Below are 19,313 nucleotides of genomic sequence, written 5' to 3'. Positions count from 1 at the left end.
GAAAGTCCGATGCCTGTCATTTTTCTTCTTTTCGTCCGTCCAGGTGCAAATCCTCCAGCGTATACTTATGATTCCACAAAAATTCCATATCGTAATCCGTCGTATCGCGCAGAACAAACTCCATTAACACAGCCATAAAAGCGACAATGATCATGCCAAGCAGCATCAGGCACATGAGAAACGAGATCGTATGGACCAAGGTGATCGCATCCTTTCCTGCCGTATGCTACCAGTTTATGAACGTTTCGCGAAAAAATGATAGAAAAGCAAAACGAAGGCTTCCCGACCGGGTTGCCTTCGCCGCTTACACGTTCACTTCTTGCGTTTCAGTCAATATCGCTTTGCAAATGCGGGTCAAATGTTTAATGTCCTCATCGGGCAGCTTTCCGAAATATTCCTCGACCACTCGCTGGCGGTGCAGGTGAAGCTCCTCGATAATTTCTCTTCCCTTGTCGGTAATCTCCATATAGACCACTCTCCGGTCTTCCTCAGAGCGGGTTCTTTCGGCAAATCCGCCGGAAATCAGCTTATCGGAAAGCGATGTCACCGCGCCCGACGTGATCCAGAGCGCGTCGGCGATTTGTGAGACCTTCAGCGGACCTTCGTTTTGCAATTTTTCCAGAATAACCGCTTGCGAGGCGGAGACGCCGTGCGCTTCAAAGCGGGTCCAACTGGCTTTCACTTTGCGAAACATTAAGCGGAACGCTTCCTCCAGCTCATATAAATCTTGTCGGTGTACCATAATAGCCCCCTTAAATTGTTACCGGTAAAGATAGAGTTCGACAAAATATTAAGTAATACGTAAGTTGCCCCCTTTGGTTTCAAAAAGTTTTTCGCGCCTTGGTTTGCCATGAAAAATTTTGATTGACGTTAAAAATTTTCCGTGATAATTTATTTAATGTTAAATCATTGCACTATAAAATTATTTTAAACTAAAAATATAAGAGGAGGGAAGTCTTGCGTAATTTGGAGCAAAAGCTGACGGAGCTGGAAGGACTGATTGCCGTCGCCGTACGTCACGCCCGCCGCTGGTCGCCGCCCGATGCAGACTTGTCGAAGCAGCAAATCCAGCTTCTGCATGCCTTGTGCGGCAAGCGGCGGGTGACCGTAACCGAGCTGGCCGAGGAACTGCAGCTATCGGCAAGCGCGACGACGATTGCGTTGAACCGGCTGGAACAAACCGGCTTTGTGAAGCGGACCCGGGACGAAGCGGACCGCCGCGTCGTTTGGCTTGAGCCGTCCGATGAGGCGGTTAATCACATGAAGGAATTTCGGCTATTCAAACAAAAGCTGCTGATGCAAATGTTCGGCGGCTTGACGGAGGAAGAGACGGAGCAGTTTATCGCATTGGTCCGCAAAATGATCTCCACGCTGGCTTGAGCATGCAGACACCGATACGGGACCTTAGGAAAGGAGCTTCATCCGAATGAAGAAAAAGATCATTATACTGACCGTACTGGCTTTGGTGCTGGTGGGGGGAGGGACCGCCGGTGCGTACTACTACAATATCGCGAGCAAGTACATAACGACGGAGGATGCGAAAGTACAGGGCGATCTGCGCGCTATCGGCTCGCTGGCTGCCGGGAAACTGATCGAGTGGCGCTATAAGGAAGGCGACTCGTTCGGCAAAGGCGACGTGCTCGGCATCGTAGAAACGTCGCCGGCCAAAGGAACGACCCCTGCTACGACGACAGAAATCATTGCGCCGGATGCCGGAACGATTATTCAATCGAACGCGGTGAAGGATCAGACGGTGGCGCCGGGCGGCACGCTTGCTTTGAGCGCCGATCTGAATCAGCTGTACGTTACGGCCAATTTACAGGAAACGGAAATCACGAGCGTCCAAGTGGGCAACAAGGTGACGATCCGGATCGACGCGTTCAAGGACACGGAGTTTACAGGACGGGTGGAGCGGATCGGGCTCGGGACCAATTCTTCTTTTTCCCTGCTTCCTTCCTCTAACGCCAGCGGCAATTATACGAAGGTGATTCAACGGATTCCGGTCAAAATCGCACTGGACGATACCCACGGGAAACGGCTCATTCCGGGCTTGAATGCAACCGTCAAAATCGAGAAATAGGGGCATCCGGGAACGGAAGGAGGAACACTCGGAATGAACGACCAAGCCACAGATCAGGCTAAAGCCTCTTCCAAAGGGTCCGGACTCGCCATGCTGGCCATTATTCTCGGCGTCTTCATGGCTATTCTCGATACGAGCATCGTCAACGTGGCGATCCCGAAAATGATGAACGTCTTCGGCGTCAGCCAATCGCAGATCGAATGGGTCGTTACGGCTTATTCGCTCGTCAGCGGGGCGCTCGTGCCGGCGACCGGCTATCTGGGCGATCGCTTCGGCTATAAGCGGATGTATGTCATTTCGCTTGTTATTTTTACGATCGGCTCCGGTTTATGCGGCATCGCTTGGAGCAACGAAAGCATGATTGTGTTCCGGATCATTCAGGCGATCGGCGGCGGCGCGATGATGCCGATCAGCATGTCGATGATTTTCCGTATGTTCCCCGTCGAGAAGCGGGGCATGGCGATGGGCTTGTTCGGGATCGCGATCATGTTCGCCCCGGCTACCGGCCCGACGCTGAGCGGCTACATCGTCGAATATTTGGACTGGCGGCTTATTTTTACGATTAATGTGCCGATCGGGATTGTAGACATTTTCCTGTCGATGGCTGTGCTTAAGGAATTCAAGATGGAGGCCAAGAAGCGGTTCGACGTCTGGGGATTTATAACGTCCAGCACCGGGCTCGCCACGCTGCTTTATGGCATTGGCAAAGTGTCGGAGAAGGGCTGGGGCGACAGCGAGGTCGTCGTATTTCTTACCTTAGGGATCGTGTTCCTGGTGACCTTCGTTATTCTGGAGCTGACCGTGAAGGAGCCGATGCTCGATTTAAGTCTGTTGAAAAATGGCATGTACACGTTGTCGCTGCTCGTTTCAAGCCTCGTGACCGTCATCATGATGGGGATGCTGTTTTTGCTCCCGATTTTCCTGCAGAACATTTCGGGCTTGTCCGCGGTCGAGACCGGCTTGATATTGCTGCCGCAAGCGATCGCCTCCGGCATTATGATGCCGATCGCCGGCGGGCTGTTCGATAAATTCGGGGCGCGTCCATTGGCGGTTATCGGACTGCTGATTACGGCGGCGGCGCTGTTTCTGACCTCGAATCTGAGCATGGAGACTTCGCGCGCGACGATCATTTTCTGGCTGACGCTTCGTGCGGTCGGTATGGGGCTCATGATGATGCCGGTACAGACCGTAGGCATGAATACCGTGCCGATGGAGAAGGTCGGCCAAGGGACCGCGCTTTCCAATACGATCCGGCAGGTGAGCGGCGCGTTCGGCATCGCCTGGCTGTCGCTATTATTCGGGGACCGGAAAGATTTTCATACGGCTTATTTGTCCGATCAGCTGAATATGGTATCGACAACGGTGATCGACCAGGTGACGAAAATTCAAAATCAGTTTATCGCGATGGGACAGTCGGCCGCGCAGGCCAAAATAAGCGCCCTGAACTATATCGGAGGACAGGTGCAGATTCAGTCGACGATCATTGCGCTGGACGACGTCTTTTATTTGACCGCCGGACTTTCGCTGCTTGCCGTCGTTTTCAGCCTGTTTCTCAAAGGCGCAAAAGCCAAAGGCGGAGCCGGCGGCGTGCATATGATGGGCGAATAAACATAACAGGACGAACAGACGGCCGAACGTTCGGCAAAGCAAAGGAGCGGGGAATTCCATGACCTACAATAATAAAGAAACCGCCGGCTGGAAGCGGAGCGCGCTGGCCGGGCTGGCTATTTTGCTGACCGCTGCCACAGCGGCGGGCTGCTCGACGGCGAACGCGGGCGAGAGCGGGCCCAAGCCCGTGAAGGTGGCCGCCGTCTCGAAAATGCAGTTGGACGGTTCGTCGGAGCAGGACGCCGATGCGGTTCCGTCCTCGCAGGCCAATGTTGTCGTCAAAGCGAACGGCGACGTGGCGGAGCTGCTCAAAAAACGCGGGGACGCGGTCGCGGCGGGCGAAGTGCTGTTCCGGCTCGATTCCACGGATGCCGTTCGCAACAAGGATAAAAACCGGTTATCCCGGCAAAATCTCGAATCGCAATTGGACAAAACTAGCAAGGATATTGCCACCAATAAAGCCGTCCTGAACAATACGATCGAGAAGCTGGAGCTGCAAATCGCGGATCTCGAAAAAGCGTACAATAACGCACGCAACGACTACGATGCGGGCACGGCTCCCAAATCGCAGGTGGACAAAGCCGAGAGCCAGTTGAAAACGGCCCGTCTCGACCTGGACACGTCGAAGAAGCAGCTTGCGAATCTGGAATCGACCGATCCGCTTGCTCCGCTGCAAATCCAGATCGAGAGCACGGATCTGGCGATGCAGGATATCGAGAAGAATTTGTCCGACTTCGACGTGAAGGCGCCGATTGGCGGGCTGTTGACGGACCTGTATCCTGAACAAGGCGTGACGGTTGCCCCCGGGTATGTCGCGGGCGTCATTCAGCAGATCGATCCGATCAAGCTGCATGCGGACGTGACCGAGACGACGGCGAAGCTGGTCCGCGGTAAAAAGGATATTCCGTTCGTCATCCAGGACACAGGCGAGAAAATGACGGGGACCGTCGCCTATATGGCCGATGTGATGAGCCCGCAAAGCAAAACCTATGTGCTGGAGCTGACCGCGCCTAACCCGGACCGGAAGCTGAAGCCGGGCATGCGGGTGAAGCTGCAGCTTGGCAGCGATGCGAAGCAGGAGGCGCTGACCGTGCCGACTTCGGGCATTATGAAGGAAGGGAACAACAGCTTCGTATTCGTTCTGGCCGGCGATCACGCGGAGAAGCGTCAAGTAACGCTCGGGCGTGAAAGCGGACCGAACCGGGAGGTGCTCGGCGGGGTAAAGGAAGGCGAGCAGGTGATCGTATCCGGGCAGCGGGAGCTGAAGGATCAAGACAAGGCGGTTGTCCGCAACTGAGGCTTCGCCGCCGACAGACGAACGATTTACGAATAATGGAGGACATCCTATGAATACATGGAAAAGAGTAGTTTCTACGGCGCTGATTGTGTCCTTGGCCTTGTCTTTTCAAGGGGCGGTACGGGCGGAAAATCCGCAGCCGGCCATCGATGTGCGGTATCCGGCCGTGCTGTCCGGTCCGGTGCAGGTGAAGGTGAAGAGCCTGCTCAGCGAACGGGCGAACGGCGGCGCGCGCATCGCAGTCGTTGTGAAAATGTATAACGTCTGGGCGAGTGCAGCCCGCGTGCCGGATTACGAGCTGCGCGTCGTCACGTCCGCGGGTACCAGCTATGTGCTTAAGCCAAGTGCAGACAATCCCGGCTCCGTACCCGCGTCCTCTTCGGTCGAGCTTAGCTATATGGCGCAAATCGACCGTACCGATGCGGTGCAACCGACCGATCTCGTATGGGTGGACGTGAACAAAGACGTCTATCCGAAGGTGGAGACCTCCATGCTGAAGCTGCCGGTAAGCGGCTTGGTCTGGTATGGGGACGCGGCGGATAACGGTTCAATTCCCGTCAAAGCATGGGGGACGCCGTTTGTCATCCCGGGAATCGAATCTTCCTTGGAGTATACGCCGGTCGGCATGACCAAACAATTCAAGGACGGGGCGCCCGTCGAGCTGCTTCAGCTGCTGGTAACCAATAACGGTACCCAGACCGAGACGGTTCCGGCGTTTACGGTGGACGGCAAGGCCGCAGGTCAAATATACAAAGGGGCCCGCCAGGAGCAAGCGGCCGTCAGCGTCGATCCGAAAGAGAAAAAGTACTTATACATCTCGATTCCTTACGAAGCCGACAAGCCGCTCGAAAGCTTGACCGTCCAGACGCCGGAAAGCTACAAAATTCCGAACCGGACGGATGCAGCGGCAGCCGTCAGCTATTCCGTCGGCCGGCTGCGCATAGCGCTTCCCGAGACACAGCCCGGCAGCCCAAGCGCGCTTCCTAAGGTGGAAGGCTTCGGCACGCGGCTCGCGTTCGATCCGCTGAACAGTGCGGTACATCCCGATCTCGCCGTATCGGTAGTCGACTTCCGGCTGTACGAAAACAAAGGGCAGAGCTATCAGACCGGCGTCGTGAAGCTGAAGCTGGATAACCGCAGCGACAAGCCGCTGCCGGTGCCTCAACTGGCGGCGGAGCTGATCGGCGCGAGCGGCTCCTCGTACACGGGCAGCCAGCAAAAGACGGCAGCTCAGGAGGTGCTGCCCGGAACGGCGTACGTGATGAACTACACCTTCATGCTGCCGCTTGCCGGTGACGGGGATCATTTTACATTGAAATTCAGCGATAGCAAAACCGCCGCACCGTACAAAACGGCAATCGGACAGGTTGGTTTGAACGTGAATCAGACGAAGAACGACGATGTGGCTTTTTCTTTCTATCCATATGACCTTAACGTGAAAGACTGGTCGCTGACTTATACGACTGGTACGAACCCGACCACGAGGTCTTACACCTATACGTACAAGCTGAAGTGGAACGTCGATCTGAAGACGACCGAGCCGGTCATCGTGGACGCGGGGTATTCCAAGCTGCAACTGGTGATCGAGGGCAGCGATACCCGCGAAGTCGCCAGACAGACGCTCAGCTTGACGGGCGAGGGACGCGTGGAGAACGGCGAGCAGTCGATTTACTTTACCGACACGCCATCGGATCAATTCGATCATCCGTTGACGCTGCGGGTATATGAAACGGTCGACACGCCGTACGGTCCGGCCCGCCGGCTCATCGGTACGATGCAGCAGCCGTAACGGGACATGGCTCCAGCCCTGACTTAAAGTTCCGCTTGCAAGGTCTTGAGAAGACTTTGCGGGCGGGACTTTTTCGTTGAAGGATGAAGCGGAGAACAGGGGCGGTTTCAATTTACGCCTCGTAGAAAAAGCGGTATGATGGAGATAATTGGGTCAAGCTTCGTCCTGTCGGTTGACCAGGCGGAACAGGACTCTAGGGCTAACATGGAGGGCTGGAATGGAGCAGATTGTCGTACTTGACGGCTATACGCTGAATCCCGGCGATCTGAGCTGGGAATCGCTGGAACGATTGGGATCGGTTGCTCTGTATGACCGGACGCCGGTCGAGGAGATTGTAGATCGGGCAAGATCCGCCGGCATCGTGCTGACGAACAAAACGCCGCTGTCTGCGGATACGATTGCGCGGCTGCCGAACCTTCGTTACATCGGAGTGCTGGCGACGGGATACAACATTATCGATACCGAAGCGGCTGCGGCGCGCGGCATTGTCGTCACCAACGTGCCGGCTTACGGCACGCATGGGGTGGCGCAGTTTGTGTTCGCCCTGCTGCTGGAGCTGTGCCAGCACGTCGGGCGGCACGCCGAAGCGGTGAAGTCCGGGGAATGGAGCGCTTCCCCGGACTTCACCTTCACGAAGACGCCGCTCGTGGAGCTGGCGGGGAAAACGATGGGCCTGATCGGGCTCGGCCGCATCGGGCGGCAAACCGCGCGCATCGCCGAAGCCTTCGGCATGCGCGTCATCGCCGTCGGCAGCGGACGCACCCAGCCCACCCCCGTAGAGGGGGTGGAATGGGTGACGCTGCCGGAGCTGCTGCAGCAGGCTGACGTCATCAGCCTGCACTGCCCGCTCACGCCCGCGACGCACGGGCTGATCAACCAAGACCGCATCGCCCTCATGAAGCCTTCGGCGATGCTGATCAACACCGCCCGCGGCCCGCTCGTCGTCGAACGCGACCTGGCCGCGGCGCTGCGCGAAGGCCGCCTCGCGGGCGCGGGTCTGGACGTGCTGTCGGCGGAGCCGCCGCACCCGGACAACCCGCTGCTCGTGGCCCCGAACTGCATCGTCACCCCGCATATCGCTTGGGCGACGAAGGAAGCGCGGGCCCGCCTGATGGACACGGCGTGCGCGAACGTCCGGGCTTTCCTCGAAGGAAAGCCCGTTAATACGGTGCCGGAATAATCGGCCCGTCATTCTAATTCAGAAGCGAGGATGATCTGCAAATGAAGCATTTCGTTGTGTTTTTGCCAATGCTGGATGAAGCGAAGAGCGCGACCTATCGGCCCGAGCATTTGGCTTATTTGGAGGCGCAGCGCGGGCAAGGGCGCATTTTCGCCAGCGGACGGTTTACGGACGGCGCCGGCGGCATGGTCGTATACAAGGCCGAGTCGCTGGAAGAAGCGACGGCTTGGGCGGAGAACGATCCGTACGTGGTCCACGGCGCCCGCCGTTATGAGATTCACGAGTGGGACATGGTGCAATAAGTTGTCTCAACGCGCTCGCAGCTCCCTGGAATAGCTCAGCAAAGTTCGTTCACAAGAGGATAACCCTCTTCTTCCCGTTTGATTGAAATTGATTGATATCGTCAAAAAAATGATTTATTATTTCATTAGATTGTCAAACGGATGGGAACGACAGGAGGGGACGCCATGAGCGGAAAGATGCTCAGCAAGGGCGACCGGCGGCGCGAGCAGATTATGAACTTGCTGAAACGCCAAGGAAAAATTACGATTCAAGAGATCATTGACAAGTTCGCCTGCTCGGAAGCGACCGCCCGGCGCGACTTGGACCTGCTGGAGAAGCAAGGCGGGCTAATCCGCAGCCTGGGCGGCGCGCAGCTGGATACGCCGTCTCCGTCTGCCGGCAGGGAAGTCCCCTTCAACGAGAAGAAGGAGCTGCTGTGGCTGGAAAAGGAAGCCATTGCGGCCAAGGCCGCCTCGCTGGTGGAGGAAGGCGACGTCATCGGGCTGAGCGGGGGCACGACGACGTTTCTCATCGCCCGGGAGCTCAAGCTGCGCAGGGGCATCACCGTCGTGACCAATGCGGTGAACATCGCCATGGAGCTGTCCGAGAGCGACGGCATTCAGGTGGTATTGACCGGCGGAGTGATGCGGAGCAACAGCTTTGAGCTGTGCGGCCCGCTTGCGGAAAAAATTGTGGACAGCGTCAACATCGGCATGATGTTTCTGGGCGTGGACGGCGTTACCGAGGAGCAGGGCTTGACCACCTTCTCCGAGCAGGAAGCCGACATCGCGCGGCTGATGCTGAAGCGGTCGCGCCGGACGGTGGCCGTCTTCGACCATACGAAGGTCGGCCGGACTTCGCTGTTCAGCATCGCGCCGCTGACGGCCGTGCAAGGCTGCATTACGAACCAGCCGGCCGACGAGAAGCTGAAGCGGCATTTGGAAGAGCAGGGGATCGCGCTGTACTTGGCGGAGCCGGCGGCTCCCGTCCTCTGATGGGGAAATGACTAGAGCGAAACGCATAGAAAAGAGGAGATCCGGTGAAACATTACGTAGGAATCGATATCGGCGGTACCAATATGGTTTGCGGTTTGACGGACGAGACGGGGCGGACGCTGCGCATGACGAAGGTCGCGACCGAGGCGGAGCGGGGAAGCGTGGACGTGATCGAGCGGCTGGGGAAAGCCGTGAACGGCTTGATCGCGGAAGCCGGCGTATCGCCGGAGGCGGTCGGCATCGGGATTCCCGGGTTCGTCGACCATGTGAACGGCGTATCGGTGCTTGCCGTCAACCTTGGCTGGAAAAACGTCCCGATAACGTCGGAGCTGAGCAAGCATCTCGGCGGACTGCCCGTTTACCTCAACCACGACGTGCGGATGTATGTGTACGGCGAGGCGGTCGCCGGGGCCGGGCAAGGCTATAAGCACGTATTCGGCCTGACGGTCGGGACGGGTCTTGCGGCGGCAATGGTGAACGAAGGCAGGCTGTATTACGGCAGCGGCGGACGTGCCGGCGAATTCGGACACATCCCGGTTCCGGGCCTTGAATACCATTGCAATTGCGGAATGATCGGATGCCTGGAGACGGCCGTGTCGGCAACGGGCATTGCGCGCCAAGCGAGGGAAGCGGTACAGCGGGGCGAATCGACGATATTGGCCGAGCGTTTCGCCGGAGACAACCTCCAGCAGTTGACGGCTGCGGACGTATCCCGCGCATACGATGAAGGAGACCCTGCGGCGATTGCCGTGATGGAGCGTACGGGGACGCTGCTTGGCCGGGGCTTGGCGGCGGCGATTCCGCTGTTCAGCCCGGAGGCGATCGTGATCGGCGGCGGCGGTTCGCTGGCGGGCGAGAGATTGTTCGCGCCGATGCGCAAAGAAATCGAGCGGTCCACGCTTTCGTTCTACTTGGACAATCTCGTCATCAAGCCTGCGGAACGGATTGAGGATGCGGGCATTGTCGGCAGCGCACTGTATGCGAAGCAGCGTCTGAACGGAACCGATATGGTATAACAATAAAAAATGGAACCTTCACTGTCCGGGGGCAGCGTGCGGTTCCATTTCTTTTTGTGCTTATCCATTAAACGTCTTTGTTTCTCGTGCAGCGTCGGGGTCGCGCGTTCGACGGGAACGACACCGTGCCAGCTTCCGCGGTTCAGCTCGGGATTGCGAGAGCCTTCCCGCTCCAGCTTCCGCCTTTTTTTCCATGCTTGACTTTTGGCCATGTCGGCACCTCCTGATTGGTGATCCATTCTATTATACGCTTCTTGAAGGACGATGACCAGACGGCGGGAGTTTGACAGTTTTGCGGCGAAACGTACAACCGGTTGTACGGCTCCTTCTTTCATGATAACCTTGGAAGGGATAAACATGTGATTGAACGGGAGTGGGATTTGCCTTGACATACGATGCGATTTATTGGCTCATGCTGGGAGCCGGATTTGTAGTAACGGGACTGGTTGGGATTCTGATGATGTGGAAGACGGAAAAGCTGCTGCTTTCGTTTCTGGCGGGGACGGCGGTCAACATTGTGCTGACGGCGGGTGCAGTCTGGTGGTGGTCGTCGGCCTTTGCGGGCTCCGAACAGCAGTTTTCCCGGATGTTCGGTCTGTTCGGACTGGGTGTTTCGTTTGCGAATAATGAGGTGCTGCTGTTTTTTGCGCAGCTGATCATGAAGAAAAAAATCGGCGGCGACCCGGCCCCAGACGCCGACGCCTAGTTACAGCAATCATTCAAATGTAACAAAACTGTAATCTGAATTTCATCCTGCGTTAACGTTCCTTGCCTATAATAAGTATCGACCCCCTTTTTAATATATAAATTCCTTGACAGCCTGCAATCTTCCCGATTGCAGGCTCTTTGTTTTTGGCGCTTACATCCCTTGATACATGCTTTCGTCATAGCTTCTTCCGGCCGTCAGCGGGTTCGAGGTCAGTTCGGGATTGTGGAAGCTACTCGACGGGTATCTCCGGCGCACCTCGTTTGCGGAAATGGCGATCATTTTCGGCGTCAGCAGCGCGGTCTTCGTATCCAGTCGCCGTTTGCCCTGCGGGTGGATGACGTACAGCAGCCACCGTAAATAAAGCTTGGAGCAAAATAAAAAGATGCCCTTGGGCAGATCGGAGACGGTAAATCCGAGCTGGGAAGCGCCGCGATGAATGATCGAGACGCCGTATAAGCCTTTCACGTCCCGGAGCGCCGGATCGCTTGCCAGCCGTTCGGATACGAGCGGCAAGCAGCGCTCCATCGCGCGTATCAATTGCACGGCCAACTGCATCGTTGATCTGGTCTTCATCCCAAGGTCGAGCAGCGTCGCGTTGTCGAGGTGAAGCTCCATGACGCGGTCGCCCGGTTCGATGAATTGTCCGTCATTCAGCGGAATCCGTTTACCATGGTACCGGCATAGCCGAAACTGGAGCAGCGCGTTACACGGATCGATCGGCCGCACCTGAAGCAGCCATTGAAAGAAACGTTCCCATTGCAGCCAGACCGCGGCAATCCATCGTTTTCGCTTCGGCCGATCCGCAGGCATGCGATCCTCCGGCTCGTTCAGCGGAAACCGTTCATCAATGCGGACGAACGTAAAGCCGCGGCGCGCCGTTTCCGTCAAAAATTCATCGAGCGCGGCGATCATGAGCTCCGGCGCATCCGGGTCCGCCCCGAGCGTATCGCCGCTGTCATGAAGCACGATCACCGAACCGCTCTGAAGCTGGGCGAACAACCGCTGCTTGATTTTGTCCTTGCCCGTCCGGTTGAGCCAATCCCCGACGATCAGCGACCAGAGCACGATGCGAAAACGCCGGGACAGGAAAAAGTCAAAGATATTCACAACCCCCCAAGGCGGACGATAAAATTGAGGGGACTTGCCGGTAATTTTTTCGATCACCTCGGCGGTCCGGTTAATTTGCTTTCTGACCTTCCAAGGCATCATCAAGGCATTGGTGCGGTGGACATAGTTGTGAACCCCGATCAGGTGGCCCTCATTATGCATGCGCAGAATCAATTCAGGGTAACGCTCCGCCTTGGAGCCGAGCACGAAAAAGGTCGCTTTGACGCCGTGCCGCGCCAGCAGGTCGAGCAGAATCGGCGTATATTTCGGGTCCGGACCGTCATCGAAGGTGAGCGCAATGCCGTGCTCGGTGTTTTCTTTCGGGTACGCGCCCAGCGAGAAGACGCGCATGAGAAATGTAGGGATCAGCGTATATAAAGTAAGGACGATAACGAGAATCGTGATTGATTCAGCCATGTTCCATCACTCTTTCTACAGGAACGAAACAATAAAACAAAGCAATCCCCCCTAGCAGAGCTGCGCTGGTCAATACGGCGGCCGGTTCATGAAACGCGGCGGCCAGCCATCCGCCGATCACCGGACCGATGGCGACACCGATCCCTTCCACGCTCGAAAACAATCCCCAACCGAGGCCCTGCTGGTTTTTCGGCACATAGTCCGCCAGAAGGGCGTTCCACGCGGGAAGGACGGTGGAGTAGGCAAAGCCGAGGACCGCAGCGATCAAGACGGCGGCAGGCAGCGTCGTAACCCGGGTCAGGAGGAAGAGAGCGGCCGCCATCGCCCCGAAGCCGAAGATGAGAAACCATTTGCGCCCCCGGCGGTCGGACCATTTTCCCATCGGGATCAGGAACAGGACTGTTAAAGCGCCACCGGCCATCAGGATGAGCGAGTAGCCGCTGTGACTGACGCCCAGCGTGTTGGCGGCAAAGCTCGGCAGGATCGGCACGAGCATACCGGCAGCCGCCGTTTGCAGTATCATGCCCGGAAGTAGCGGCTTCATCGTTTTCATTCGTTCCCACAGTAGCTCGACCTGACGTCTTAGCGGGATGTAGGTCTGCTTGGAGGAAACCTCGTTTTTCATCCGCAGTGCAAGCACCCATCCGAGCGCCCACAAGCCGACCATCAGCCAGAAGGAGAGCCGGTATCCTTTATCGATCAAAAAGTTGATAACGACCGGCCCGGACCCTAAGCCGACCAGCCATATCGTATAAAGGATGCCCATTTGGGATGCCCGATTCTCCTCCTTAATTTTACTGAGGCAGACAAGCCATACCGGAGAGACGCCGATGCCGAATACGGCGGCCGCTGCAATAAGCACCCATGCCTGAGGGAAGTAATACATGGCGAGCAGGCCGAGCAGCGAAACGAATAGCCCGGAATGAAGAATAAGCCGGAGCGAAAAGCGGTCGAGCAAATAACCGGCCAAGCATTTGATCGCCGTATCCGAGACGTAATGGACGGACACGGCGGCGCCGACAACGGCCACGGAAAGACCGAGGATACCCGTCGCATAAGTCGGCAAAAAGGAGACCAGATAGGCGCCCCGAACGAATTCGACCGAAAACAAAATGAGCGCAAGCGGTAGTACGTCTTTGTCCATTGCGATTTTTCGCAGCACCTGACCAATACACCTCCTGGATGACAAGCAAAAGCCGAGCTCCCGCTCTACCCGAAAAGTCCGGAATTGGTTCGGGAGAGACCTTCGAGCATATCCGAGACGACGGAGTCCGCCGCATTTCCGCTGTACAATTTCTCCATGACGGCCTTCATTCGTTCCGCTTGGCCGGGGAGCGAGACGATCCGCTTCACGAGCGAAGTTAACTCATCGGGGCGCTGCGCAATTTCGACTGCTCCTTGCTGCGCCAGGAAGCGGGCATTTTCTTTCTCCTGGCCCGGGAGGGGACGGAAAACGATAACCGGCAGGCGCATGGCCAGAGCTTCCGAGAGCGTAATGCCTCCGGCTTTCGTAATTAAGCACGACGAGATCGCCATAAGCTCGTGAATGTGCTCCACATAACCGAGAATGCGGACGCGGGGATGGCGTGCAAACGACGCTTCGATCTGCTCCTTAAGCGGTTTGTTTCTGCCGCACACAAAGACAAGCTCGATGTCATCCAACCCGAGCAGCGCATGCCCCATCCGGCTGATGTGCTTCAAGACGCCGTAGGCTCCGGCCATCAGGCAAACGACCGGCTTGGAAGGCTCAATGCCGTATTTCCGGCAAACATCTTGCCGCCGGATCGGCTCACTGAACGCGCTGCGGAGCGGGATTCCGCTCACCTCGATGCGGTGCTCCGGCACACCGGAAGCGGCGATTTGCCGCTTTAGCTGCTCCGTGGCTACGTAATATTTATCGATATCCGGATGAATCCAGCGCTGGTGAAGGACAAAGTCGGTTAAGATGGTATACGTCCGAACGGCCGTGCCATGGCGAGACGTCAGCCCCGAAACGACCGGCAGCGGAAACGTATAAATAACCGCATCGGGCCGCTCGGCCTGCAGCATTTGCTTGAATTTGCGCGTGCCGAACCGGTTCAGCCATTTGGTAAACGCCGTATCATGCCTTAAATGCTGGGTCAAATAAAAGCTCCAGCCGTATAAATCCGGCCCCAGGGTAGAGCTCTTCAGATAAACGTAACGGGTAACGGCGTTCATGAAGGGATGGGCTTCCGCAAGCAGGTCCACAAGCTTGACCCGTTCGATGCCCAAGCGGGCAAAACGCTGCTGCAGCGCCTTGGCGACCTGGAGATGTCCGTCGCCATAGCTGGCATATAAAATCAAAATGTTGGGGTTGGCTTCAGTCATAGTTTTTCACGCACCTTAGTTCTCATTCAGATTCGCGAAACAATGGTGAAGTGTGGAAGGAGGGCAAGATGGCCCCATCATTATCATATACGAGTTTGCGAAAAGGTACAAAAAATTGAGTAAATTTTCTGATTTGTCCTATAGGACATCCTATTCGCCCGGAGCGCAACTTAGGCTCAAGGCCAAAAAAATCGGCCCCTTGGGAGGGGCCGACGGTGTAAGGCAGCTGTGAAATTAGAACGTGGATGCGGCTTGTGCAGCTTGACGAAGACCGGCCTGCACGATTTCTGCATTGCGATCCGGGAATTGGTTGTGGCCTTCGACAACGACCGTAGTCAGATCCGTTACGCCGATGAAGCCCATGATCGTTTTAACATAATTCAGCGACATTTCAATGGACGCCATCGGTCCTTCGGAATAAACGCTGCCGCGCGCGTTCAACAGAGCAACCTTTTTATCGGTAACGAGACCTTGCGGCCCTTGCTCCGTATATTTAAACGTTTTGCCGGCTTGGCAGAGGTAGTACAGGTACGTCGTCAGTTGCGCCGGAATCGTGAAGTTCCAGAGCGGGAACGCGAAGACGACTTTGTCCGCGGCCAGGAATTGATCCAGATAAGCGTTGGCAACATCGGCTGCCGCTTTTTCTTCCGCTGTCAGCTCCATGCCTTTGCCTTGCTTGAACAGGCCGGTCATCATGACGGAATTGTAATAAGGCGGGTTGGCTGCAAACAGGTCGAGCTCGGTGATTTGGTCTTGCGGGTTAGCTTCACGGTACGATTTCAGGAATTCGTCATACAGCTTTACGCTGACGGCTTGATCGGCCGGGCGGTCGTTCGCTTTAATAAACAGTACGTTGGACATAAAAATAAAGCCTCCTTTAATTTGGCGAAAAGGGTATAGGGTCAATCAAAATTAATAACTTACTTTATGTAAGTATAATAAAACATGTAACTTACTAAAGTCAAGTATTATTTTAATTTTAAAATAAAAAGGTATAGCCGGTTTCCGGAAGTGGGAAGCTAACCGCAGCGAAGCGACGAAAGGAAGAATGGCTATGAATCCGATTGAACATGCGGTATGCCGCCGGGTGTTGGAGCGCGGCGACCAGCTTTGCGCGGATGTCGAAGTGCGTGTTAAAGGATGGGACAAGCATCTGGTGGTGCTTTTTTCAGAGTCGCAGGACAACGATTACGACATGGTGATGGTGCTGGAAAAAGACGCGGACCGCGATATCGATTGGTACGACAATGATTTGCACGCCGCTTATGTTGATGTCACGGAGAAGCTGTTCGCGGATGAAGCGGGAGAGACGCATTGGAATCCGAGGGACGCGTTCAAGGAGCAGGTTTTGAGCTTCGGGGACGTCCGGGAGCAGATCCGGCAGCAGCTGAAGGAAGCGCGGTTGCAAAAGGTGTAGGCCTGCAGCGGGAAACAAAAAACAGACGTCTGCGCCTTGAGGCGTGACCGTCTGTTTCTTTTTTTGCGCAGCTCAGCGTTTCTTGCTCGTCGGGCGCGGCGCATATTTGCGCTCGTTGCCGTCCCAACGGAAGTTCGCGATAAAGAATCCGATAATCCCGAATACGATGATGCGGATCGTAAACCAGGACGGCGTAAGCGTTTGCTGTGTCAGCCATTCGATTGCCGTAAACAGCACCGCCAGCGAGATCCCCCACATGGCAACGCCGTAGTACATGACATATCTCGCTTTGCCCAACTGCCGCGTTTTTTGCCACTTGGCGGCTTTGTCTTCATTTGCTGTACTCATGGACTGGTTGTTCCCCCCGATTGCTTCATGGACAAACCATTCGCGAAGCAGCCGGCAAATTCCTGCCTGTTCGGGAAACGTTCACAACTGATTTTTTGCCTGACCGTTTATGTCAATTTGTGGTACAATCGGTTGGGAGAATAAGCGAAAGGCAGGTCGCCAGGCGTGAGTAAAGTCTTTATCTTTTCTTTATTATGGTGGGTCACTGGAAATCCGTTTGTGGCCTTTCTCGTGCTGCTGATCATCCTGTATATGGTAGACCGCCGATTTGTCGGCTTGACCCCGAGCATTTTTCAGCCGCTGAAGCGGGCACGGCGTTTGTCCCGGCTGAAGGATGAGCTGCGGCTCAATCCGCACCATACGTCGACCAAGCTGGAAATCGCCCGAATTTATATGGAGCAAAAAAAATACGGCGCGGCGCTCGAACTGTTGGTTGAGGTGGCGAAAGTGATGGACGATTCCGCGGACGTGCTCAGCGAGCAGGGCATTTGCGAGTTGAAGCTGGGACGGACGGAGGAAGGCGAACGCCTCTTGCTGCGTGCGGTAGAGCTGAACCCGCGGGTCAAATACGGCGAGCCTTATTTGCGGCTGGGCGAAGCTTTTGCTGGTAACGACCCGGAGAAGGCGATCCGGTATCTGGAGCGGTTCGGGGAAGTTAACTCTTCATCCTGCGAAGCGTATTATCGGCTCGGTCTGCTGTACCGGGGGCTCGGGCGAAACGAAGAAGCCCGCCGGGCGTTCCGCGAAGCGGTGGAACTATACCGGGGGCTTCCCAAATACAAGCGGCGCCACGAACGGCGCTGGGCGCTTCTCGCCCGCATGAAATCATAAGACGGCGGCTGTATCTGCGGCAGCCCGGGCGGGCGTGAACGGCGCCAAGTCCGCCGAAGTCGGCCGGCCCTGCGCCAGCTCGGCGACAATCCGCGCGGTGGCCGGTGCGAGCAGAATGCCGTTGCGGTAATGGCCCGTAGCGAAGATCAAGCCGGGCGCAGCGTCCCACGTGCCGAGGAACGGCAGAGCGTCCTGCGTGCCGGGCCGCAGTCCCGCCCAAGTGGAGACGAATTCGGCCTCGGCCAGCCGCGGCAGCAGCGCTGTCGCTTTGGCGTGCAGCTCGCCGATGACTTTGGCGGTTGGCCGCTTGTCGAAGCCGGCTTCCGCTTGGGTCGCACCGACAATACAGCTGCCGTCCCGTTTCGGCACGACGTAGCAGCCTTTGGTGAAGACGGTGGAGCGGATGAGCGGCGCTTCGGTTTTGAGCGAAATGCACTGGCCTTTGACCGGGAACATGGGCAGGCTCAGCCCGAGCGGCTCGGTCAACGCCGGACTCCAAGCGCCGGCAGCGAGCACGACGAGGTCCGCGTACAGCGGGCCTTCCGACGTTTGTACGCCGCGGATTCGGCCGCTTCCGGGCTCCGTCAGCAGACGGATGACCGGCGTCCACTCGCGGATCGTGCAGCCCTGCTTCGCTATCGCGGCTTGCAGCGTTTTGGCGAGCCAGACCGGGTGCACGTGATGATCGGCAGGCAAATACAGCCCGCCGCGCACGGTAGCGGTCAGCTCGGGCTCCAGCTCCAGCATTTCCGCAGGCTGTACCCACTCGGCGTCCCGAATCCACGACAAGCGGCCGCGCAGCTCGGCTTCATCTTCTTCCGTAAGGGCCGCGCGGACGATTCCCTCGGCGACATACTGCGCCGTAAGGCCGCTGACCTGCTCCAGCTCGTCCGTCCAGGCGCGGTACAGCTGCTGGCTTAGACGGCACAGCTCGTAGTAAGGGCCAGGCCGGTGCGTTTCGGATTGTGCCCCCAGCATCCCTGCGGCGGCGGTGGACGCCTCCTGATTCAGCGCCCCTTTCTCGATCAGCGTGCAGGCAAAGCCCGCCTTGCCGAGCTCGTAGGCCGCGCTGCAGCCGATAATGCCGCCGCCGACGATGATAACGGTCGGCTTGGCGCCCGTATGACTTGAATCCGTACTCATGACAATCCTCTCCTTGGGGTATGCTTCGTCCGATCGAGGGCTTCCCGGAATGCGGCAATTTGTCCCGCCGGGTCCGCATGCAGCAGCACCGAAGACAGCACGGCAATGCCGGCCGCGCCGGTGGACAAGACATCGTCCGCGAGATGCGGCTCGATGCCCCCGATGGCCAGTACCGGCACGTCCGCCGCTTCCACTGCTTCCGTTAATCCGGCCAGGCCGCGTGGCTTTAGGCCAGGCTTTGAGCCGGTGGCGTACACATGGCCGAAGAGCGCGTAATCGGCTCCCTGCCGGCCCGCCTCGGCCGCTTCCGCGGCCGAATGGACGGAGCAGCCGAGCGTCATGCCGCGCGGAGCGATGGCCCGCGCCTCGGTCGGCGTCAAGCTGCCGCCGGTAAGCTGTACGCCGTCCGCCCGGGCGGCCAGCGCGGCATCCAGGCGGTCGTTCAGCAGCACCGCCGTGTGCGGCAGCAGCGGCTTCAGCCGCGCATGCCAGCGCACCAGCTCGCTGGCGCTGCGGTGCTTCTCGCGGATGTGCAGCGCGTCCACCAGCTCGAACGGACAGCGGGCCACAATCGCGGCTACCTCTTCCAGCTCCTGCCGGCCGGTCGTAATGACGTGCAGCGCATGGGTTCTCCGGGACATATGGGATCGGACCTTCCTTTTCTCCATTGAAATGTAGTTTCATCATAACGCTTTCGCTTCCGCGGCGTCAAAGCGTTTGTCCCACTTGTCATAAAATGATCACG

General features: G+C 57.2%; 22 protein-coding genes. 12 read left to right on the top strand and 10 right to left on the bottom strand.

Going from position 1 to position 19,313, the window contains the following annotated elements:
• Positions 1–16: 16 nt before the first annotated feature.
• Both KQX66_RS20720 and KQX66_RS20715 read right to left on the bottom strand, forming a co-directional pair.
• On the bottom strand, positions 17–199 hold the full coding sequence (locus KQX66_RS20720; protein ID WP_216794708.1) for a hypothetical protein: 183 nt from the start codon (positions 197–199) through the stop codon (positions 17–19).
• A gap of 105 nt (positions 200–304) precedes the next feature.
• A complete protein-coding gene (locus KQX66_RS20715) occupies positions 305–742 on the bottom strand; it encodes a MarR family winged helix-turn-helix transcriptional regulator (protein ID WP_216794707.1) in 438 nt (145 codons plus the stop codon).
• Between the two features lie 215 nt (positions 743–957).
• Here KQX66_RS20715 and KQX66_RS20710 point away from each other — a divergent pair, with 215 nt between their 5' ends.
• The 9 genes from KQX66_RS20710 (at position 958) to KQX66_RS20670 (ending at position 10,247) form a co-directional block, all read left to right on the top strand.
• The gene (locus KQX66_RS20710) at positions 958–1,380 is read left to right on the top strand and encodes a MarR family winged helix-turn-helix transcriptional regulator (protein ID WP_216794706.1); all 423 of its coding nucleotides are present in this window, start codon (positions 958–960) and stop codon (positions 1,378–1,380) included.
• A gap of 46 nt (positions 1,381–1,426) precedes the next feature.
• Entirely contained in the window at positions 1,427–2,080 is a 654-nt protein-coding gene (locus KQX66_RS20705; protein WP_216794705.1) for an efflux RND transporter periplasmic adaptor subunit, read from the top strand.
• Between the two features lie 33 nt (positions 2,081–2,113).
• Positions 2,114–3,688: a DHA2 family efflux MFS transporter permease subunit gene (locus tag KQX66_RS20700; protein ID WP_216794704.1), complete on the top strand. Its 1,575-nt coding sequence runs from the start codon at positions 2,114–2,116 to the stop codon at positions 3,686–3,688.
• A gap of 58 nt (positions 3,689–3,746) precedes the next feature.
• A complete protein-coding gene (locus KQX66_RS20695; protein ID WP_216794703.1) occupies positions 3,747–4,985 on the top strand; it encodes an efflux RND transporter periplasmic adaptor subunit in 1,239 nt (412 codons plus the stop codon).
• Between the two features lie 49 nt (positions 4,986–5,034).
• Positions 5,035–6,774: a hypothetical protein gene (locus tag KQX66_RS20690; RefSeq protein ID WP_216794702.1), complete on the top strand. Its 1,740-nt coding sequence runs from the start codon at positions 5,035–5,037 to the stop codon at positions 6,772–6,774.
• Between the two features lie 217 nt (positions 6,775–6,991).
• A complete protein-coding gene (locus KQX66_RS20685; protein WP_216794701.1) occupies positions 6,992–7,954 on the top strand; it encodes a D-2-hydroxyacid dehydrogenase in 963 nt (320 codons plus the stop codon).
• Positions 7,955–7,995: 41 nt separating this feature from the next.
• Positions 7,996–8,256, top strand: coding sequence for a YciI family protein (locus KQX66_RS20680; RefSeq protein WP_216794700.1), 261 nt, complete (start codon positions 7,996–7,998; stop codon positions 8,254–8,256).
• Positions 8,257–8,421: 165 nt separating this feature from the next.
• Entirely contained in the window at positions 8,422–9,231 is an 810-nt protein-coding gene (locus tag KQX66_RS20675; RefSeq protein WP_216794699.1) for a DeoR/GlpR family DNA-binding transcription regulator, read from the top strand.
• 44 nt (positions 9,232–9,275) lie between these two features.
• Complete coding sequence (locus KQX66_RS20670; protein WP_216794698.1) at positions 9,276–10,247, top strand: ROK family protein; 972 nt, start codon at positions 9,276–9,278, stop codon at positions 10,245–10,247.
• Here the strand turns inward: KQX66_RS20670 and brfA are convergent.
• Positions 10,139–10,459, bottom strand: coding sequence for a ribosome rescue factor BrfA (gene brfA / locus KQX66_RS38805; RefSeq protein ID WP_498047070.1), 321 nt, complete (start codon positions 10,457–10,459; stop codon positions 10,139–10,141). The two genes, KQX66_RS20670 and brfA, sit on opposite strands and share 109 nt — an antisense overlap.
• Before the next feature lie 173 nt (positions 10,460–10,632).
• Here brfA and KQX66_RS20665 point away from each other — a divergent pair, with 173 nt between their 5' ends.
• A complete protein-coding gene (locus KQX66_RS20665; protein WP_216794697.1) occupies positions 10,633–10,953 on the top strand; it encodes a hypothetical protein in 321 nt (106 codons plus the stop codon).
• Between the two features lie 153 nt (positions 10,954–11,106).
• On the opposite strand, the gene KQX66_RS20660 is transcribed toward KQX66_RS20665, so the two are convergent.
• The 4 genes from KQX66_RS20660 to KQX66_RS20645 form a co-directional block, all read right to left on the bottom strand.
• Positions 11,107–12,480: a polysaccharide deacetylase family protein gene (locus KQX66_RS20660; RefSeq protein WP_216794696.1), complete on the bottom strand. Its 1,374-nt coding sequence runs from the start codon at positions 12,478–12,480 to the stop codon at positions 11,107–11,109.
• Positions 12,473–13,642, bottom strand: a complete 1,170-nt coding sequence (locus KQX66_RS20655) for an MFS transporter (RefSeq protein WP_368858148.1) — start codon at positions 13,640–13,642, stop codon at positions 12,473–12,475. Before KQX66_RS20655 ends, KQX66_RS20660 begins: the two co-directional genes overlap by 8 nt.
• 47 nt (positions 13,643–13,689) lie before the next feature.
• Positions 13,690–14,829 carry an MGDG synthase family glycosyltransferase gene (locus tag KQX66_RS20650; protein ID WP_216794695.1) on the bottom strand — a complete coding sequence of 380 codons (1,140 nt, stop codon included), beginning with the start codon at positions 14,827–14,829 and terminating at the stop codon, positions 13,690–13,692.
• Between the two features lie 234 nt (positions 14,830–15,063).
• Positions 15,064–15,690, bottom strand: a complete 627-nt coding sequence (locus KQX66_RS20645; RefSeq protein ID WP_216794694.1) for an FMN-dependent NADH-azoreductase — start codon at positions 15,688–15,690, stop codon at positions 15,064–15,066.
• 193 nt (positions 15,691–15,883) lie between these two features.
• Between KQX66_RS20645 and KQX66_RS20640 the strand changes: the two genes are divergently transcribed.
• Positions 15,884–16,246 carry a hypothetical protein gene (locus KQX66_RS20640; RefSeq protein ID WP_216794693.1) on the top strand — a complete coding sequence of 121 codons (363 nt, stop codon included), beginning with the start codon at positions 15,884–15,886 and terminating at the stop codon, positions 16,244–16,246.
• Positions 16,247–16,318: 72 nt separating this feature from the next.
• Here the strand turns inward: KQX66_RS20640 and KQX66_RS20635 are convergent, their stop codons facing one another.
• Entirely contained in the window at positions 16,319–16,594 is a 276-nt protein-coding gene (locus KQX66_RS20635) for a hypothetical protein (protein WP_216794692.1), read from the bottom strand.
• Positions 16,595–16,759: 165 nt separating this feature from the next.
• On the opposite strand from KQX66_RS20635, the gene KQX66_RS20630 reads away from it, so the two are divergent.
• The gene (locus tag KQX66_RS20630) at positions 16,760–17,425 is read left to right on the top strand and encodes a tetratricopeptide repeat protein (protein WP_216794691.1); all 666 of its coding nucleotides are present in this window, start codon (positions 16,760–16,762) and stop codon (positions 17,423–17,425) included.
• Here KQX66_RS20630 and thiO read toward each other — a convergent pair.
• Both thiO and KQX66_RS20620 read right to left on the bottom strand, forming a co-directional pair.
• Positions 17,420–18,568: a glycine oxidase ThiO gene (thiO, locus tag KQX66_RS20625; RefSeq protein WP_216794690.1), complete on the bottom strand. Its 1,149-nt coding sequence runs from the start codon at positions 18,566–18,568 to the stop codon at positions 17,420–17,422. The genes KQX66_RS20630 and thiO overlap by 6 nt on opposite strands.
• Positions 18,565–19,209 carry a thiamine phosphate synthase gene (locus KQX66_RS20620; protein WP_216794689.1) on the bottom strand — a complete coding sequence of 215 codons (645 nt, stop codon included), beginning with the start codon at positions 19,207–19,209 and terminating at the stop codon, positions 18,565–18,567. Before KQX66_RS20620 ends, thiO begins: the two co-directional genes overlap by 4 nt.
• Positions 19,210–19,313: the final 104 nt, after the last annotated feature.

The organism is Paenibacillus oleatilyticus (genome assembly GCF_018998565.1).
GTDB lineage: Bacteria > Bacillota > Bacilli > Paenibacillales > NBRC-103111 > Paenibacillus_G > Paenibacillus_G oleatilyticus.
Note: the sequence above shows the minus strand (reverse complement) of the source record. Positions and strands in the feature narration are given on the sequence as shown.

Coding starts and splice junctions, on each gene's coding strand:
- KQX66_RS20690 (WP_216794702.1), top strand. CDS start 5,035: ATGAATACATGGAAAAGAGTAGTTTCTACGGCGCTGATTGTGTCCTTG.
- KQX66_RS20675 (WP_216794699.1), top strand. CDS start 8,422: ATGAGCGGAAAGATGCTCAGCAAGGGCGACCGGCGGCGCGAGCAGATT.
- KQX66_RS20700 (WP_216794704.1), top strand. CDS start 2,114: ATGAACGACCAAGCCACAGATCAGGCTAAAGCCTCTTCCAAAGGGTCC.
- brfA (WP_498047070.1), bottom strand. CDS start 10,459: ATGGCCAAAAGTCAAGCATGGAAAAAAAGGCGGAAGCTGGAGCGGGAA.
- KQX66_RS20685 (WP_216794701.1), top strand. CDS start 6,992: ATGGAGCAGATTGTCGTACTTGACGGCTATACGCTGAATCCCGGCGAT.
- KQX66_RS20705 (WP_216794705.1), top strand. CDS start 1,427: ATGAAGAAAAAGATCATTATACTGACCGTACTGGCTTTGGTGCTGGTG.
- KQX66_RS20660 (WP_216794696.1), bottom strand. CDS start 12,480: ATGGCTGAATCAATCACGATTCTCGTTATCGTCCTTACTTTATATACG.
- KQX66_RS20715 (WP_216794707.1), bottom strand. CDS start 742: ATGGTACACCGACAAGATTTATATGAGCTGGAGGAAGCGTTCCGCTTA.
- KQX66_RS20695 (WP_216794703.1), top strand. CDS start 3,747: ATGACCTACAATAATAAAGAAACCGCCGGCTGGAAGCGGAGCGCGCTG.
- KQX66_RS20650 (WP_216794695.1), bottom strand. CDS start 14,829: ATGACTGAAGCCAACCCCAACATTTTGATTTTATATGCCAGCTATGGC.
- thiO (WP_216794690.1), bottom strand. CDS start 18,568: ATGAGTACGGATTCAAGTCATACGGGCGCCAAGCCGACCGTTATCATC.
- KQX66_RS20640 (WP_216794693.1), top strand. CDS start 15,884: ATGAATCCGATTGAACATGCGGTATGCCGCCGGGTGTTGGAGCGCGGC.
- KQX66_RS20645 (WP_216794694.1), bottom strand. CDS start 15,690: ATGTCCAACGTACTGTTTATTAAAGCGAACGACCGCCCGGCCGATCAA.
- KQX66_RS20620 (WP_216794689.1), bottom strand. CDS start 19,209: ATGTCCCGGAGAACCCATGCGCTGCACGTCATTACGACCGGCCGGCAG.
- KQX66_RS20680 (WP_216794700.1), top strand. CDS start 7,996: ATGAAGCATTTCGTTGTGTTTTTGCCAATGCTGGATGAAGCGAAGAGC.
- KQX66_RS20635 (WP_216794692.1), bottom strand. CDS start 16,594: ATGAGTACAGCAAATGAAGACAAAGCCGCCAAGTGGCAAAAAACGCGG.